Below are 15,748 nucleotides of genomic sequence, written 5' to 3' on the forward strand. Positions count from 1 at the left end.
GATATGGCAATGGATAAAATTGTTGTAAAAGGTGCACGCGCTCATAATTTAAAAAACATTGATGTCACGATTCCAAGAGACAAGCTTGTCGTTGTAACAGGTTTATCGGGATCGGGCAAATCTTCTTTAGCATTTGATACAATTTATGCAGAGGGACAGCGGCGATATGTGGAGTCTTTATCTGCCTATGCCCGCCAATTTTTAGGACAAATGGATAAACCTGATGTCGATGCGATCGAAGGCTTATCGCCGGCCATTTCGATTGATCAAAAAACGACAAGCAGAAATCCGCGTTCAACGGTCGGAACGGTGACAGAAATTTATGACTACCTACGGCTTCTTTTTGCCCGTGTCGGGCGGCCGACATGTCCGGTGCATGGGATAGAAATTTCTTCGCAAACAATCGAACAGATGGTTGACCGGATTATGGAGTATCCGGAACGGACAAGACTGCAGGTTCTTGCTCCTATTGTGTCTGGAAAAAAAGGAATGCATGTGAAAACATTGGAGGAAATAAAAAAGCAAGGGTTTGTCCGCGTGCGGATTGACGGAGAAATGATGGAGCTTACCGATGATATTTCTCTTGAAAAAAATAAAAAACATTCCATCGATGTCGTTGTGGATCGGCTGATCGTGAAAGAGGGGATTATAAGCCGGTTGACCGATTCGATTGAAACAGCTTTAAAATTAGGTGATGGAAAAGTCATAATTGACATCATCGATGGCGAAGAGCTGCTTTTCAGTGAACATCATGCCTGCCCGATTTGCGGTTTTTCGATTGGAGAGCTTGAACCGCGGATGTTTTCCTTTAACAGCCCATACGGAGCTTGTCATGCTTGTGACGGCTTAGGTTCAAAACTAGAGGTGGATTTGGATCTCGTTATTCCAAATAAAAACTTGACATTAAAGGAACACGCAATTGCACCGTGGGAGCCGACAAGCTCTCAATATTATCCGCAGCTTCTTCAAGCGGTTTGCAACCATTACGGTATTGATATGGACATTCCGGTTAAAGATATACCGAAACATCTGCTCGATAAAATTTTATTTGGAAGCGGCGGGGAAAAAATTTATTTTCGCTATGAGAACGATTTCGGGCAAATCCGGGAAGGCTATGTAGAATTTGAAGGTGTGGTCCGCAATATAGAACGGCGCTATAAAGAAACGACATCTGATTTCATACGCGAACAAATGGAAAAATATATGACGAATCAGCCGTGCCCGACATGCAAAGGGCATCGACTGAAAAAGGAAAGTCTGGCTGTTCTTATTAACGGACGCCATATCGGACAAGTCACTCAATTGTCTATTCGTGAAGCCTATCAGTTTTTTGACCAATTGGCATTGACAGAAAAAGAAATGAAAATTGCCAATTTGATTTTAAGAGAAATAAAAGAACGGCTGAATTTTTTAATTGAGGTAGGTCTTGATTATTTAACATTAAGCAGATCAGCCGGTACGCTCTCTGGTGGAGAAGCTCAAAGAATCCGTCTTGCCACGCAAATCGGATCAAGACTGACTGGAGTACTTTATATATTGGACGAGCCGTCTATCGGTTTGCATCAACGGGACAATGACAGGCTGATCCGTGCTCTCCAAAATATGCGGGATATCGGCAATACATTGATTGTAGTTGAACATGATGAAGATACGATGCTTGCAGCTGATTATTTGATCGATATTGGGCCGGGAGCTGGCGTGCACGGCGGTCAAGTTGTAGCTGCGGGTACACCAAAAGAAGTGATGAATGATGACCGTTCGCTTACAGGACAATATTTGTCAGGGAAAAAATTCATTCCATTGCCGGTCGAAAGAAGAAAACCGGATGGTAGGTATATTGAAATAAAAGGAGCAAGCGAGAACAATTTAAAAAATGTAAATGTCAAATTTCCTTTAGGTGTATTTTTGGCAGTAACAGGTGTATCTGGTTCGGGGAAAAGTACGTTAGTCAATGAAATATTGCAAAAAGGCTTGGCGCAAAAGCTGAATAACAGTAAAACAAAACCCGGTGCCTATAAAGAAATGAAAGGGATTGAACATCTAGATAAGGTCATCAGCATTGACCAATCTCCGATTGGAAGAACGCCGCGTTCAAATCCAGCTACGTATACCGGCGTATTTGACGATATTCGCGATGTGTTTGCAGCGACGAATGAAGCGAAAGTAAGAGGCTATAAAAAAGGACGCTTCAGTTTTAATGTGAAGGGCGGCCGCTGTGAAGCATGCCGAGGCGATGGAATCATTAAAATTGAAATGCATTTTCTTCCAGATGTATATGTTCCGTGTGAAGTATGCCACGGAAAAAGATATAACCGGGAAACTCTTGAAGTCACATATAAAGGAAAAAATATTGCGGATATTTTAGAAATGACTGTGGAAGACGCACTTCAGTTCTTTGAAAATATTCCAAAAATCAAACGGAAGCTGCAAACCATTTACGATGTAGGACTTGGTTATATGAAACTTGGTCAGCCGGCTACGACAATGTCCGGAGGGGAAGCACAACGGATAAAGCTTGCTTCAGAGCTGCATCGCAGATCTACTGGAAGATCGCTGTATATTTTAGATGAACCGACAACAGGGCTGCATGTTGACGATATTGCAAGGCTCTTGAAGGTTTTGCATCGGCTTGTTGAAAACGGAGATACGGTTCTTGTAATTGAGCATAACCTAGATGTGATTAAATCCGCTGACTATATCATCGACCTTGGACCAGAAGGCGGGGACGGCGGAGGAACAATCATTGCAACGGGTACCCCTGAAGAAGTGGCAGAAGCGAAACAGTCTTATACAGGAAAATATTTAAAACCGATTTTGGATCGGGATCGGGAGAGAATGAAAAATTTCATTTTGAAAAAAGAGGCAGCGGCAAACAGTTAAATAGGCTGTTGCCAGTCTCTTTTAAATGACGAAGAATGTTCCTGAAACGGATGGTTTTATTCCGTCGGTTTTCAGGAGATGAGTTGTAGATTTTTACTAGCCCTTTCAGCGAAAAATCGAGGAAATACTGATTTTCTTTGATATATGAACATACTTTCCCCTTTTCGCATAAAACAGAGTTGGGGCTGTCCGAAAAGTCGATTGAATCGACCTTGGGCTCAGCCCTTTTTTCTGTTTTTAGGGTACAAAAAAATCGTCCTTTTTTATAGAATGAAATTGACCAAAAAACATTCTACAGAAAGGACGATTTCTTATGAATAATCAAATGACTATTCAAGAAAATTATAACACGCAATTAGAAATGACTCTAGAGGGTATTCAAAAAATAGAGGTTCAAAAGAATAAGAAACGCAAAAAACTAGTTTTCCAACCTTATTGCAATCGTCAAGTCATGAGCATTTTAGATATCGAAATGTATATTCCTGAAAATCATGTCGCCCGTTTAGTGGATGAAATGGTGGAATCGATTCCGGATGAAGTGTTGTATACTCATTATGTTGGTGGGGGTCGTGCACCCTATCACCCTAAAATGTTATTGAAAGTGATTTTATATGCGTACACTCAAAATGTTTATTCAAGTCGGAAAATAGCGCAAATGGTGAAAGAAAATCTTCCGATGATGTGGTTGGCGGGATTGCAAACCCCTGACCATCGCACAATAAATGATTTTCGTAGTGTTCGTATGTCAAACATGATGGATTCTGTATTTGAACAATTTGTCCTTCAACTAGTAGAACAAGGACTTATCGACCTCGACCATATTTTTGTGGATGGTACGAAAATAGAAGCGAATGCCAACAAATATACGTTTGTATGGCGAAAATCCGTAGAAAAATATGATCAGAAACTACGAGCCAAAATTCAATCGTTTCTACAAGAAGCGCACCAAATCGCCTTGGAGGAATTAAAAGAAGAACAATTAGAAGAAGAATTAGAAAAATCATCGGCACAACTTTCTGAGAGAATAGAAGCTTTGGAAAAAGATTATAAACAGGAAGAAGACAAAGAAAGAAAAAAAGAACTTCGCTCTAAAAAATCCCAACTCACCAAACAACTGAAAACGATTCAAACGGATTATCTTCCACGATTACGAAAATACAAAGTACAAAAACAGATTCTAGGTGAACGAAATAGCTACTCGAAAACCGACCATGAGGCCACTTTTATGCGAATGAAAGAGGACCATATGAAAAACGGCCAACTCAAGGCGGGTTATAATGTTCAACTCGCCACACAACATCAATTTATCGTGGGATTTGAAATTTATCAAAATCCAGGAGATACTCGCTGTTTCCAACCATTTATGGAAAAGTTATTGGAATCGATGCCGAAGGAAAAGAAACTCAAGTATGTCATTGCCGATGCAGGATATGCGAGTGAAGAAAACTATTTATATGCGATTGGCGAAGAAAAAGAACCTCGTTTTGAATTATTAGCCCCATACCAAACCTATTTGAAGGAACAAAGTAAAAAGTTTAAAAAGGATTTATCAAAAGTACAAAACTGGAAATACATCGAAGAAGACGATTGCTTTATCTGTCCGAACAATCGGAAAGTCGTATTCAAGTATTATCAAAAAAGAAAAAATGCATCTGGATACATACAAGATTTGAAAGTGTACGAGTGTGAAGATTGTACGGATTGCCCGTTGAAGAATGGGTGTACGAAAGCCAAAGGAAATCGTCGAGTATATTGGAACACGATTTATGAAGAAATGAAAGCGAAAGCCAAAGCAGCTCTTGGTGACGAACAAAAGGCAGCTCTTTATGCGAAGCGTAAAGTGGATGTCGAAAGTGTGTTCGGTAACATCAAGGGCAATTTGCGTTTCACTCGATTTCTGTTACGGGGGCTTCATAAAGTCCGAACAGAATTCGGGATTGTGGCAATGGCCCACAACATACTGAAATGGGCCGCAAATTCCCAAACCAATTTCAAAAATAAGGAAACAGAGCGAATGGAAAAACTCATTGTTTTCTCCATTCGCTCTGTTTTTATGGACTTTTTAGACAAGCCCTTTTTGTGTGCCCGGCATGTATATGAACTATAGGGTGTAAGTCCCGAACCCCGAAGACAGAAGTAGAGGTTAGCCAAGAGCAAGGGTGTCCGTGGTGACGCGGAATCTGAAGGAAGCTGGAGGCAAAACACCGGTCCGAGGAACACGAACCTCATATAAGGCTAGGTATGATTGAGTGAGTTTGCAAAACAAAACAAAGCTCTTTCTGTCGAAGGTCATATCGAGTAAATGAGGCGGATAGATGGTGTGAAAGTGCATGTACTTACCCGGGGAGGTCTGGTGGATATGTGAAGTACGCTTCATAACCTACTTAGTGATAAGTAGCTGAACCGTCAGAAGTCAGCAGAGGTCATAGTATTAGTTGGTCTAGAACAACTAAGAAGGACCGAACAATTAAGAGAGAATAGCCCTTGGCATTCAGTGAGTCATGATGAACACAGAAAACGTAGTACCTCACTTGAGGGAGGAAGCGGTGAATCCCGTGGGAGATCTCTTGGAGGGTGGAGTGACCACTGGCATAAAGAGAACAGCTATTCACGGAAGTTATAAAGACTTGCGTCAATTATCTTAATTGAACCGCCGTATACGGAACCGTACGTACGGTGGTGTGAGAGGACGGGAGTTAATCGCTCCCTCCTACTCGATTTATAAACTGATGTTTCTCCTATCATTCATTCAAATTCATAATTTTGAAGACTCGATGAATCGGATTCTCCGGCGTCTTAGTTATTGTGCTCACGATGTCTACAATTACCGAATGTATTGAATATCTTTGATGCATTGCTAATTCATAAAAAAGCTGACCCAAAAAACCATATTTGACGGCCTTGGATCAGCTTTTTTAAAATCAGTCCCTGTGAAAAGAAGGCATTATATAAATTATTTATTTTCCATTTCTTGAATGGCTGTTTGAGCCAATTTAGAAATCGTCATATCATCCATTGGCGGATTGTGAAGCCCTGCTCTCACATCACGATAATACCGCTGCAGCGGATTTGACAGTTGAAGGCTTTTTGCTCCAACTAGTCTCATCGCCTTATCGACAATGTTGATGGCTGAGTTCGTCACAATATGCTTCGCAACACTAAGCTCGTTTGTAATGTATGGACGGCGTGCTTCATCATCATAAATTTCCGCTACGCTATACAAGAAATGTCTAGCTTTCATTAATTCTAAGTCAATCTGACCGATTAAATTTTGTACATTTGGCAATTGGCTAATGGTTCCATTTATACTATTTGGAGAATATTCTGTCGCAAATTTCACTGCATAATCACGCGCCGCCTGTGCAATACCTAAATAACAAGCGGGAATATGCAGAATCCAACCATTTATTGTATTTCCTCTCGGTCCATGGTTTAGCTCTACAAAATTTTCTTCTGCTACTTCAACGTTATCTAACACAAGATCGTGACTTTCTGTTCCTCTCATGGCGATAACGTCCCAATTTTTTTCAATTGATAATCCCTTTGCTTCTCGTTCAATTAAGAAAAATCCAATTCCTTCCTTTTCTTCAACCCATGCAGATACAAGAAAATGTGTCAGCACAGGTGACATAGTAGTATATGTCTTTCTGCCCGAAATAATCCACTTGCCATCTCTTTTCACTGCTTCCGTTTCAGGGCGCCCGCCGCGGGTTGGACTGCCTGTTTTTGCTTCACTAACTGCTCTGTTCACCAAAGCGCCGTTTAAAATTTCTTTTGCAAAAGAGGCAAGCTTTTCTTCCCTCCAAAGTTTTTTCTCATACAACTCCCCAACGACGCCCAGATGCCAACCGATGGCTAGGCCTGTAGCACCATCAAAGCTAGCAATGGTTTCTTGGAATAGAACTAGATCTGTGACACCAATGCCGCCGCCTCCATATTCTTTTGGCAGCGAGAGCTTCGTATACCCCATATTGACAAGCGCTTGGATATTTTCTTTTGGAAACTTTGTCTTTTCATCGCTTTCCCTAGAATGACTTTTAAACGACTTTTCATGCTTTAACAGCTTTTCGATCCACAATCTTTGCGCATCCGTTTTCACAAATAATTTTTTTGACACGTTCCACACTTCCTTAAGCAAACTCTGTTCAGATTAATATTTTAATAGGTTCAATGAACTATTAAATTTACGAACATTTTCCATTATAACAATTTAATTCACACTTTACAACTAGGAATAGTTGTGTTATAGTTTAGATTATTCAATTAACCCAATGTTTTGATATTTTTGATAATAAAGAGAGGTGATTCGTATAATCGAATTAAAGGACATTCAAAAAGCTTTAAAAAAATTCAATTCTTAAAGGAATTGATTTAAAAGTAAACAAAGGGGATGTCCTAGTTATTATCGATTCAAGCGGATCTGGGAGAATCACCCTTCTTCGATGTATGAATGATTTAGAAAGACCTGACGGAGGTACTATTACTATTGATGGGTTTTCCGTCGAAGGAAAACATGCGTCAAAAAAAGACATTTAACGCTAAGACGAAAGACCGCAATGGTTTTTCAGCATTATAATTTATTTAAAAATAAGACGGTGCTGGAAAACGTAATGGAAGGTCTTATCGTTGCAAAGAAAATGAAAGCTGCCGAAGCGCGTAAAATTGGCATTGATTTACTTAAAAAAGTTGGCCTGGAAGAGAAAATGAATGACTATCCTAGCCAGCTGTCCGGCGGTCAACAGCAGCGTGTTGGTATAGCGCGACACTTGCTTTAAACCCTTCCGTCATTTTATTTGATGAACCTACTTCTTGCGCTCGATCCTGAGATGGTTGGAGAGGTTCTGTCGATTATTAAAAAAATTGCCGATGAAGGCAAAACAATGGTGATCGTAACTCATGAGGTAGCGAATCGTGCTGTGTTCATGGCGGGCGGCGCCATTATTGAACAGGGACCGCCTCAAGAAATATTAGTTCATCCAAAGCATGAGCGTACAAAACTATTTTAAAAAAGGCTTCTTATAGAGCCTGAATATACTATTTTAAAATTTACATGGGGGGAAAATTACTGCATGAAACGTAAACGTATTTGGACAAAATTCTTTTTATTCATTTTATCTATTTTCGTCATCGCTGGTTGTTCGAACAGTGAAAGTAAAGAAACTGATGACGGCAAAAAAGTGATTAAAGTGGCATTAAGTGATGAAGTAAATCCACCATTTTTATATACGGATGATCAAAATAAACCTATCGGTTATGATATGGATTATTTAGCGGAAATTGAAAAGAAATTGCCAGAATACAAGTTTGAGTATACGTTTGGAGAAGAAGAATCGAATTTAATCGGGGTTGACACAGGAAAATTCGATTTTGCGATTAACTGGTTTTTCAAAAATCCGGAAAGAGAACAGAAATTCCTTTATCCAGAACATGAGTATGGATACTCTTTAACTGTATTAGTAACGAAATCAGATCGAAATGATATTAAATCGTTAGATGATATGGTTGATAAAAAACTCGCTCCAATGGCGCCAAGCGGTGGACTTCGTGCTATTTTAAACGGGTACAATGAAAAGAATCCAGATAATCCGATCGAGATTGAAAGTATGGAAAATCCATCAGCAGCAGATAACTTAAAACGTGTTGCTGAAGGAAAAGCAGATGCTGTATTTTTGAACAAAACTACATTTGATGCTCTTCAAAAAGAGCTTAAGTTGGATTTGAAAATAGGTGGTATCGTTTCGAAAGAGCCGGTTTATATTGTTTATAACAAAAAACATAAAGAACTAGCTGAGAAAATTGACAAAGCAACTGCTGAATTGATTGAAGACGGTACGCTTCCGAAACTTGCTGAGAAATGGTTTGGTGTAGACTTTTTCAAAGACCTTGACTATATTAAAAAAGAAGGATTCCAATACGAGAAATAATCAAAAACCGTATTGAATGATTAATTAATCATTCAATACGGTATATTTAAATTCGTATATATTTCTTAATGAAGGTGGTGAGCAAAATTAACACGAGTTTACAAGATTGGGCAGATTTATTTTTGAAAGTGTTAGATAAGCTCCCTCTAACATTGTTCATGCTGGTCACATCTTTATTTTTCGCTTTAATTTTAGGTGTTATTATCGCGATTATTCGAATCCAAAAACCGCCTATCCTTTATGGAATTGCAACATTTTACTTGTCATTCACACGTTGTACTCCGTTATTAGTTCAGCTGTTTCTTGTCTATTTCGGACTGCCTCAATTATTGCTAGTTTTTAATATTGATATTAATAGTTGGAACAGACTTGTTTTTGTTATTATTACATTCTCATTTCATACAGCAGCCTATTTATCAGAAGTTATCCGTTCAGCTTACTTAGCTGTCGGCACGGAGCAATTAGAAGCAGCATACAGCGTTGGCATGACGTATACACAAGCTCTAAGGAGAATTATTTTGCCCCAAGCTTTTGTCATTTCATTGCCTAATTTAGGCAATAATATTATTGAATTGTTAAAAGATACATCACTTGCCTTTTCGATCGGTATTATTGATATTATGGGGCAAGTTCGAATTATTTTAGGGAATAATCATGGTATGGGAATGTTTGAGATTTATGTCGTGATCTCTCTTGTATATTGGGGTACTTGTATCCTCATTGAAGGTATTATCGGCTATGCCGAAAAAGTGTTTAAAAAAGGTCGAGTTAGTTTATCTAAGTAATTTTTTGCTAAGGATCGTGATAACTCGTGGCAACAACTATTGATTTTAAATTTGCTTTAGAGCAAGTGCCTGAAGTGTTAAAAGGTGTGCCAGTGACATTGACGATTGCCATTGTTGCGATGGTGCTTGGACTTGTATTCGGGCTGCTTATTGCTCTTTGCAGAATATATAAAGTTCCTGTACTAAATCAATTGTCCATTGTTTATATTTCTTTTATTCGGGGAACACCGTTAGTTGTCCAATTGTACGTCTTTTTCTACGGTGTTCCGGTATTGTTTGATTTTCTTAATCGTCATTTCGGATTGAATTTAAATGCGGATGAAGTTCCGACGATGATTTATGCATTAATTGCTTATACAATCAATACAGCTGCTTATGAGGCAGAAATATTCCGCGCATCGATCAATGCAGTAAACGCTGGACAAATGGAAGCTGCGTACTCAGTTGGCATGACAACTGCACAAGGATTATATCGAATCGTCCTGCCTCAAGCATTCGTTGTGGCTTTTCCGAATTTAGGCAATACGTTTATTGGACTGATCAAAGCAACATCTTTAGCTTTTGCTGTAAAAGTCGTAGAAATTTTAGCCATTACAAGAATTATAGCAAATAATGGATATAAATTTTTAGAAATGTATTTAGTTGCATCGATCATCTACTGGATTATTTGTTGGGTATGTGAAGTCATATTTGCCAAACTCGAAAAGAAAATGAGCCGTTATGAAAAACGGATGGATCTAAAAACAACTGCATAATTGGATGGAATTTTCCTAATTTACGGAAATATTAAAAAAACACCAAATGACATTGAACCAATTGAAAAAAAGAAGCCCCACATGTGTAAATATTGCACTTTGTGGGGTCTTTTTACAAAAAAATTAGGTCGAGATAATTAATTGTTTTAAATTTATCCATTGATCGCTTCATGGCTTTTCGGACTAGTTGCCACACTATTTAAATTTTCGGTTGTCCTTCAGTTTCTTTTATAGATGAAGATACGATTTGGTGAAATTTTTCCTATATAAAGTCATGAATTGTGCTACGAACAAAGTGTGGACTAATATGATACAGCAGTGCGCGTTTCGTGATAATTGCTTGGTGGACAAATGAAAAATTGGGCTTGTCTAAAAAGTCCATAAAAACAGAGCGAATGGAGAAAACAATGAGTTTTTCCATTCGCTCTGTTTCCTTATTTTTGAAATTGGTTTGGGAATTTGCGGCCCATTTCAGTATGTTGTGGGCCATTGCCACAATCCCGAATTCTGTTCGGACTTTATGAAGCCCCCGTAACAGAAATCGAGTGAAACGCAAATTGCCCTTGATGTTACCGAACACACTTTCGACATCCACTTTACGCTTCGCATAAAGAGCTGCCTTTTGTTCGTCACCAAGAGCTGCTTTGGCTTTCGCTTTCATTTCTTCATAAATCGTGTTCCAATATACTCGACGATTTCCTTTGGCTTTCGTACACCCATTCTTCAACGGGCAATCCGTACAATCTTCACACTCGTACACTTTCAAATCTTGTATGTATCCAGATGCATTTTTTCTTTTTTGATAATACTTGAATACGACTTTCCGATTGTTCGGACAGATAAAGCAATCGTCTTCTTCGATGTATTTCCAGTTTTGTACTTTTGATAAATCCTTTTTAAACTTTTTACTTTGTTCCTTCAAATAGGTTTGGTATGGGGCTAATAATTCAAAACGAGGTTCTTTTTCTTCGCCAATCGCATATAAATAGTTTTCTTCACTCGCATATCCTGCATCGGCAATGACATACTTGAGTTTCTTTTCCTTCGGCATCGATTCCAATAACTTTTCCATAAATGGTTGGAAACAGCGAGTATCTCCTGGATTTTGATAAATTTCAAATCCCACGATAAATTGATGTTGTGTGGCGAGTTGAACATTATAACCCGCCTTGAGTTGGCCGTTTTTCATATGGTCCTCTTTCATTCGCATAAAAGTGGCCTCATGGTCGGTTTTCGAGTAGCTATTTCGTTCACCTAGAATCTGTTTTTGTACTTTGTATTTTCGTAATCGTGGAAGATAATCCGTTTGAATCGTTTTCAGTTGTTTGGTGAGTTGGGATTTTTTAGAGCGAAGTTCTTTTTTTCTTTCTTTGTCTTCTTCCTGTTTATAATCTTTTTCCAAAGCTTCTATTCTCTCAGAAAGTTGTGCCGATGATTTTTCTAATTCTTCTTCTAATTGTTCTTCTTTTAATTCCTCCAAGGCGATTTGGTGCGCTTCTTGTAGAAACGATTGAATTTTGGCTCGTAGTTTCTGATCATATTTTTCTACGGATTTTCGCCATACAAACGTATATTTGTTGGCATTCGCTTCTATTTTCGTACCATCCACAAAAATATGGTCGAGGTCGATAAGTCCTTGTTCTACTAGTTGAAGGACAAATTGTTCAAATACAGAATCCATCATGTTTGACATACGAACACTACGAAAATCATTTATTGTGCGATGGTCAGGGGTTTGCAATCCCGCCAACCACATCATCGGAAGATTTTCTTTCACCATTTGCGCTATTTTCCGACTTGAATAAACATTTTGAGTGTACGCATATAAAATCACTTTCAATAACATTTTAGGGTGATAGGGTGCACGACCCCCACCAACATAATGAGTATACAACACTTCATCCGGAATCGATTCCACCATTTCATCCACTAAACGGGCGACATGATTTTCAGGAATATACATTTCGATATCTAAAATGCTCATGACTTGACGATTGCAATAAGGTTGGAAAACTAGTTTTTTGCGTTTCTTATTCTTTTGAACCTCTATTTTTTGAATACCCTCTAGAGTCATTTCTAATTGCGTGTTATAATTTTCTTGAATAGTCATTTGATTATTCATAAGAAATCGTCCTTTCTGTAGAATGTTTTTTGGTCAATTTCATTCTATAAAAAAGGACGATTTTTTTGTACCCTAAAAACAGAAAAAAGGGCTGAGCCCAAGGTCGATTCAATCGACTTTTCGGACAGCCCCTTCATTGCAAATGCCAGTTTCCACCTAATTGCACACAATTTGTGCTAATGAATAAATGAAAACATATTTCTCTAGCAAAAAATTAAATTTATTTAGCATGAAAAAATGCCCTGACATCGTTCGAGAAAGGAGAACGGCCTTTTTCTTACATTGTGTCATAACGTATGAAGGGCTGTCCATAAGTCAGTTTTCTGCTTATGTAACAACCCCTTTCAGAAAAAATTATATAAACGATCATGAAACATCCATTCCAATTCAAGAAAAATTCGTTTTACAAAATAACGAAAAAATGGTATAATTTTCTCCGTGAGTTTAATTTTATTGTACATTTATGTTAGGAGAGGAAAGGACAATTCCTCTTCTAACAATTTCTTCTTCTAATAAAACGATAAACTCTTCACTAGCCTCGATTTGAATGGCTTCATAATAGGCTTTCATTAACAGGTAATCAGATAAAAGATACAATGAGTTCATTTGAACTGCTGCCCCTCCTTTCTGTTAAAATAAACAAACGTTTACGTCAGGACAGAAAGACGAGTCGTCTAGGGCAAGCAAAATATGAAAATTCAGAAAATATAAAGCCTATCAACTCCTTTCCCATTTGTGTAAAGAATGTTACCAGAATAGTGAAAAAATGTCAATCTGTTTCATACTTTCACATAGAAAGTGTTATAATAATTTGTAAATAGAAAGTGAAAAGGACGAATTTCGATGTTTATTAGATGGTTGACAAGCATTTTATTAAATGCACTGATTTTGATTGTTGTAGCTGGGTTCTTTGATTCGTTTTATTTAAGCGGAGTTGGAGCGGCTATTGTAGCTAGTATGATTTTGTCAGTGTTAAATGTTTTTGTGAAGCCGTTTCTAATATTATTGACATTGCCGATTACGGTTTTTACTCTCGGAACATTTTTATTTGTCATCAATGCAGTTACGTTGATGATTGCCCAGGCAATAATGGGAGATGCCTTTAATATTGATGGCTTTGGAACTGCCCTCCTCGCCTCCATCTTCATTTCATTTTTGAATCTGCTCATTCAATTGGTGTTTATGAACCGTTTTAAAGACTAATGAAAAAGATTTTTTCATTCATATCTCCTATCGTTTCGGGAATGATACGAATAGGTGATATAAATGAAAAAAATCTTTCCTCTTATTATTTTTGTTTTCATGATTTTATCTCCCGCATTTCCTAGCTTTGAGCTTGCAGCTTCGCCAAATGATTCAAACGTCTACACGATCGTATGGCTTTCAGACACTCAATACTATTCGGAAAAATACCCTCATATTTTTCGTAATCAAATGGACTGGATTGTGCAAAATCGTGATAATTGGAATATACAATATGTTGTTCATACCGGTGATATTGTCAACCGTGCGGAAAAGAAACAGCAGTGGGTTCAAGCAGACCGCATGTTCCGAAAACTGGAACAGGTGTCTATTCCTTATGGAGTGCTTGCGGGCAATCACGATTTAGTAAAAGGAAAATCATATAAAATGTTTCATCAATATTTTGGAAAAGATCGTTTTTTCACGAAGCCTTATTACGGTGGGGGATATCGGAATAATCGAGGGCATTACGATTTAATTACGCTCGGACATCAACATTTTCTTTTTTTGTATATCGGCTGGCATGTTGACAAAGACAGCATCAGCTGGATGAACGAAGTCTTAAAACGTCATTCAGACCGAACAGCAATCATAGCTGTCCATAAATATTTGCATAAAAATGGAAAACGAACGCTGGTTGGAAATCGTATATTTCGCAATATCGTCAAAAAGAATCCAAATGTAAAAATCGTTTTGAGCGGCCATTATGATGACAGTGAGTTATTAAAAACAAAAATTGATGATGATCATGATGGGACTCCTGATCGGATTGTTTATGAATTATTGGCGGACTATCAGGGGGCTCCTGAAGGAGGAGAAGGCTTTTTACGCTTGCTCCATTATTTTCCGAGTCGCTCCAAATTTTATGTCCGTGCATATTCACCTTATTCCAACAAGCATTTTTTTTTCCCTCCTAAAAAAGAAGAGTTTTGGATTGAATAGCCGTATCTTTCGCTCCGATGCCCTTGTCTCTGCTTTTAAGCAATGAATGTCTTTGATGAAAGATGTTTGTTGCCAAAAAGAAAAGTGCTACAATAAAAAGATGAAAAAAGTTTTTTAAGTCTAAGGAGGAAAGACTTCGTGTCGAAAGTACGTACAAAAGATATTATCGAAAAATTCCAACTTGAATTGATCAGCGGAGAAGAGGGAATCAGCCGGCCCATTATTACAAGTGATCTTTCCAGACCTGGTCTTGAAATGGCTGGTTATTTTACATATTATCCGAAAGAGCGTATACAGCTGCTGGGAAGAACGGAGCTTACGTTTTTTGCAAAATTGACGCCTGAAGAAAAGAAAAGTCGGATGGAACAGCTATGTACGGATGTAACACCGGCAATCATTGTGTCAAGAGAGATGGAGGCTCCGCCGGAATTAATTGAGGCATCTGAAAAATCAAATGTTCCAGTGCTGCGCTCACCATTAAAAACGACCCGCTTGTCAAGCCGCTTAACCAATTTTTTGGAAAGCAAGCTTGCTCCAACGACAGCTGTACATGGAGTGCTTGTTGATATTTACGGGGTGGGTGTTTTAATTACAGGAAAAAGCGGGGTCGGCAAAAGTGAAACTGCTCTTGAACTGGTGAAAAGAGGACATCGCTTGATTGCAGATGACTGTGTTGAAATTCGTCAGGAGGATCGGGATACATTAGTCGGCAGTGCGCCGGAATTGATCCGCCATCTTTTAGAGATCCGCGGTCTTGGAATCATTGATGTGATGACATTGTTTGGTGCAGGAGCCGTCCGCAGTCATAAGCGAATTTCTCTTGTTATCGATTTGGAATTATGGGATCCGAACAAACAATACGACCGTTTAGGACTCGATGAAGAGAAAATGAAAATTTTGGATGCGGAACTGACAAAATTAACAATTCCTGTCCGTCCTGGAAGAAACTTGGCTGTTATTATTGAAGTTGCGGCAATGAATTTCCGGTTAAAAAGAATGGGATTCAATGCGGCGGAACAATTTACAAATAAATTGGCGGATGTTATCGAAGATGGAGATCACGATGATTTTTAATTGATGAAATAGGAGAGATGAGAG

The 15,748-nt window shown here is 38.4% G+C and carries 11 protein-coding genes and 1 pseudogene; 9 read left to right on the forward strand and 3 right to left on the reverse strand.

Features of this window, described 5'->3' with window-relative positions; translation table 11 throughout:
* Positions 1–3 precede the first annotated feature (3 nt).
* Both uvrA and NSU02_RS04070 read left to right on the forward strand, forming a co-directional pair.
* Positions 4–2,880, forward strand: a complete 2,877-nt coding sequence (uvrA, locus tag NSU02_RS04065; RefSeq protein ID WP_094245200.1) for an excinuclease ABC subunit UvrA — start codon at positions 4–6, stop codon at positions 2,878–2,880.
* Between the two features lie 313 nt (positions 2,881–3,193).
* Positions 3,194–4,987, forward strand: coding sequence for an IS1182 family transposase (locus NSU02_RS04070; RefSeq protein ID WP_339194352.1), 1,794 nt, complete (start codon positions 3,194–3,196; stop codon positions 4,985–4,987).
* An 846-nt stretch (positions 4,988–5,833) separates the two neighbouring features.
* Here NSU02_RS04070 and NSU02_RS04075 read toward each other — a convergent pair.
* Positions 5,834–6,997 carry an acyl-CoA dehydrogenase family protein gene (locus NSU02_RS04075; RefSeq protein ID WP_339194354.1) on the reverse strand — a complete coding sequence of 388 codons (1,164 nt, stop codon included), beginning with the start codon at positions 6,995–6,997 and terminating at the stop codon, positions 5,834–5,836.
* 193 nt (positions 6,998–7,190) lie between these two features.
* Between NSU02_RS04075 and NSU02_RS04080 the strand changes: the two are divergent.
* From NSU02_RS04080 to NSU02_RS04095, 4 genes and pseudogenes are all read left to right on the forward strand, one after another.
* Positions 7,191–7,886 (forward strand): annotated as a pseudogene (locus tag NSU02_RS04080) (amino acid ABC transporter ATP-binding protein).
* Between the two features lie 63 nt (positions 7,887–7,949).
* Positions 7,950–8,804 carry an amino acid ABC transporter substrate-binding protein gene (locus tag NSU02_RS04085; protein ID WP_094245202.1) on the forward strand — a complete coding sequence of 285 codons (855 nt, stop codon included), beginning with the start codon at positions 7,950–7,952 and terminating at the stop codon, positions 8,802–8,804.
* 86 nt (positions 8,805–8,890) lie between these two features.
* The gene (locus NSU02_RS04090) at positions 8,891–9,589 is read left to right on the forward strand and encodes an amino acid ABC transporter permease (RefSeq protein ID WP_235600504.1); all 699 of its coding nucleotides are present in this window, start codon (positions 8,891–8,893) and stop codon (positions 9,587–9,589) included.
* A gap of 26 nt (positions 9,590–9,615) precedes the next feature.
* Entirely contained in the window at positions 9,616–10,344 is a 729-nt protein-coding gene (locus tag NSU02_RS04095; protein WP_339194356.1) for an amino acid ABC transporter permease, read from the forward strand.
* 262 nt (positions 10,345–10,606) lie between these two features.
* Here NSU02_RS04095 and NSU02_RS04100 read toward each other — a convergent pair whose 3' ends face one another.
* Both NSU02_RS04100 and sda read right to left on the reverse strand, forming a co-directional pair.
* The gene (locus NSU02_RS04100) at positions 10,607–12,466 is read right to left on the reverse strand and encodes an IS1182 family transposase (RefSeq protein ID WP_339194358.1); all 1,860 of its coding nucleotides are present in this window, start codon (positions 12,464–12,466) and stop codon (positions 10,607–10,609) included.
* Between the two features lie 450 nt (positions 12,467–12,916).
* Entirely contained in the window at positions 12,917–13,072 is a 156-nt protein-coding gene (gene sda, locus NSU02_RS04105) for a sporulation histidine kinase inhibitor Sda (RefSeq protein ID WP_094245206.1), read from the reverse strand.
* 237 nt (positions 13,073–13,309) lie between these two features.
* Between sda and NSU02_RS04110 the strand changes: the two genes are divergently transcribed.
* The 3 genes from NSU02_RS04110 (at position 13,310) to hprK (ending at position 15,724) form a co-directional block, all read left to right on the forward strand.
* The gene (locus NSU02_RS04110) at positions 13,310–13,669 is read left to right on the forward strand and encodes a phage holin family protein (RefSeq protein WP_063389178.1); all 360 of its coding nucleotides are present in this window, start codon (positions 13,310–13,312) and stop codon (positions 13,667–13,669) included.
* Between the two features lie 63 nt (positions 13,670–13,732).
* Positions 13,733–14,650, forward strand: a complete 918-nt coding sequence (locus NSU02_RS04115) for a metallophosphoesterase (protein WP_066249048.1) — start codon at positions 13,733–13,735, stop codon at positions 14,648–14,650.
* A gap of 138 nt (positions 14,651–14,788) precedes the next feature.
* Positions 14,789–15,724: an HPr(Ser) kinase/phosphatase gene (gene hprK / locus NSU02_RS04120; RefSeq protein ID WP_066249051.1), complete on the forward strand. Its 936-nt coding sequence runs from the start codon at positions 14,789–14,791 to the stop codon at positions 15,722–15,724.
* The last annotated feature ends 24 nt before the right edge of the window (positions 15,725–15,748 follow it).

It is taken from the genome of Aeribacillus sp. FSL W8-0870, assembly GCF_037963755.1.
Taxonomy (GTDB): Bacteria; Bacillota; Bacilli; order Bacillales; family Aeribacillaceae; genus Aeribacillus; species Aeribacillus composti.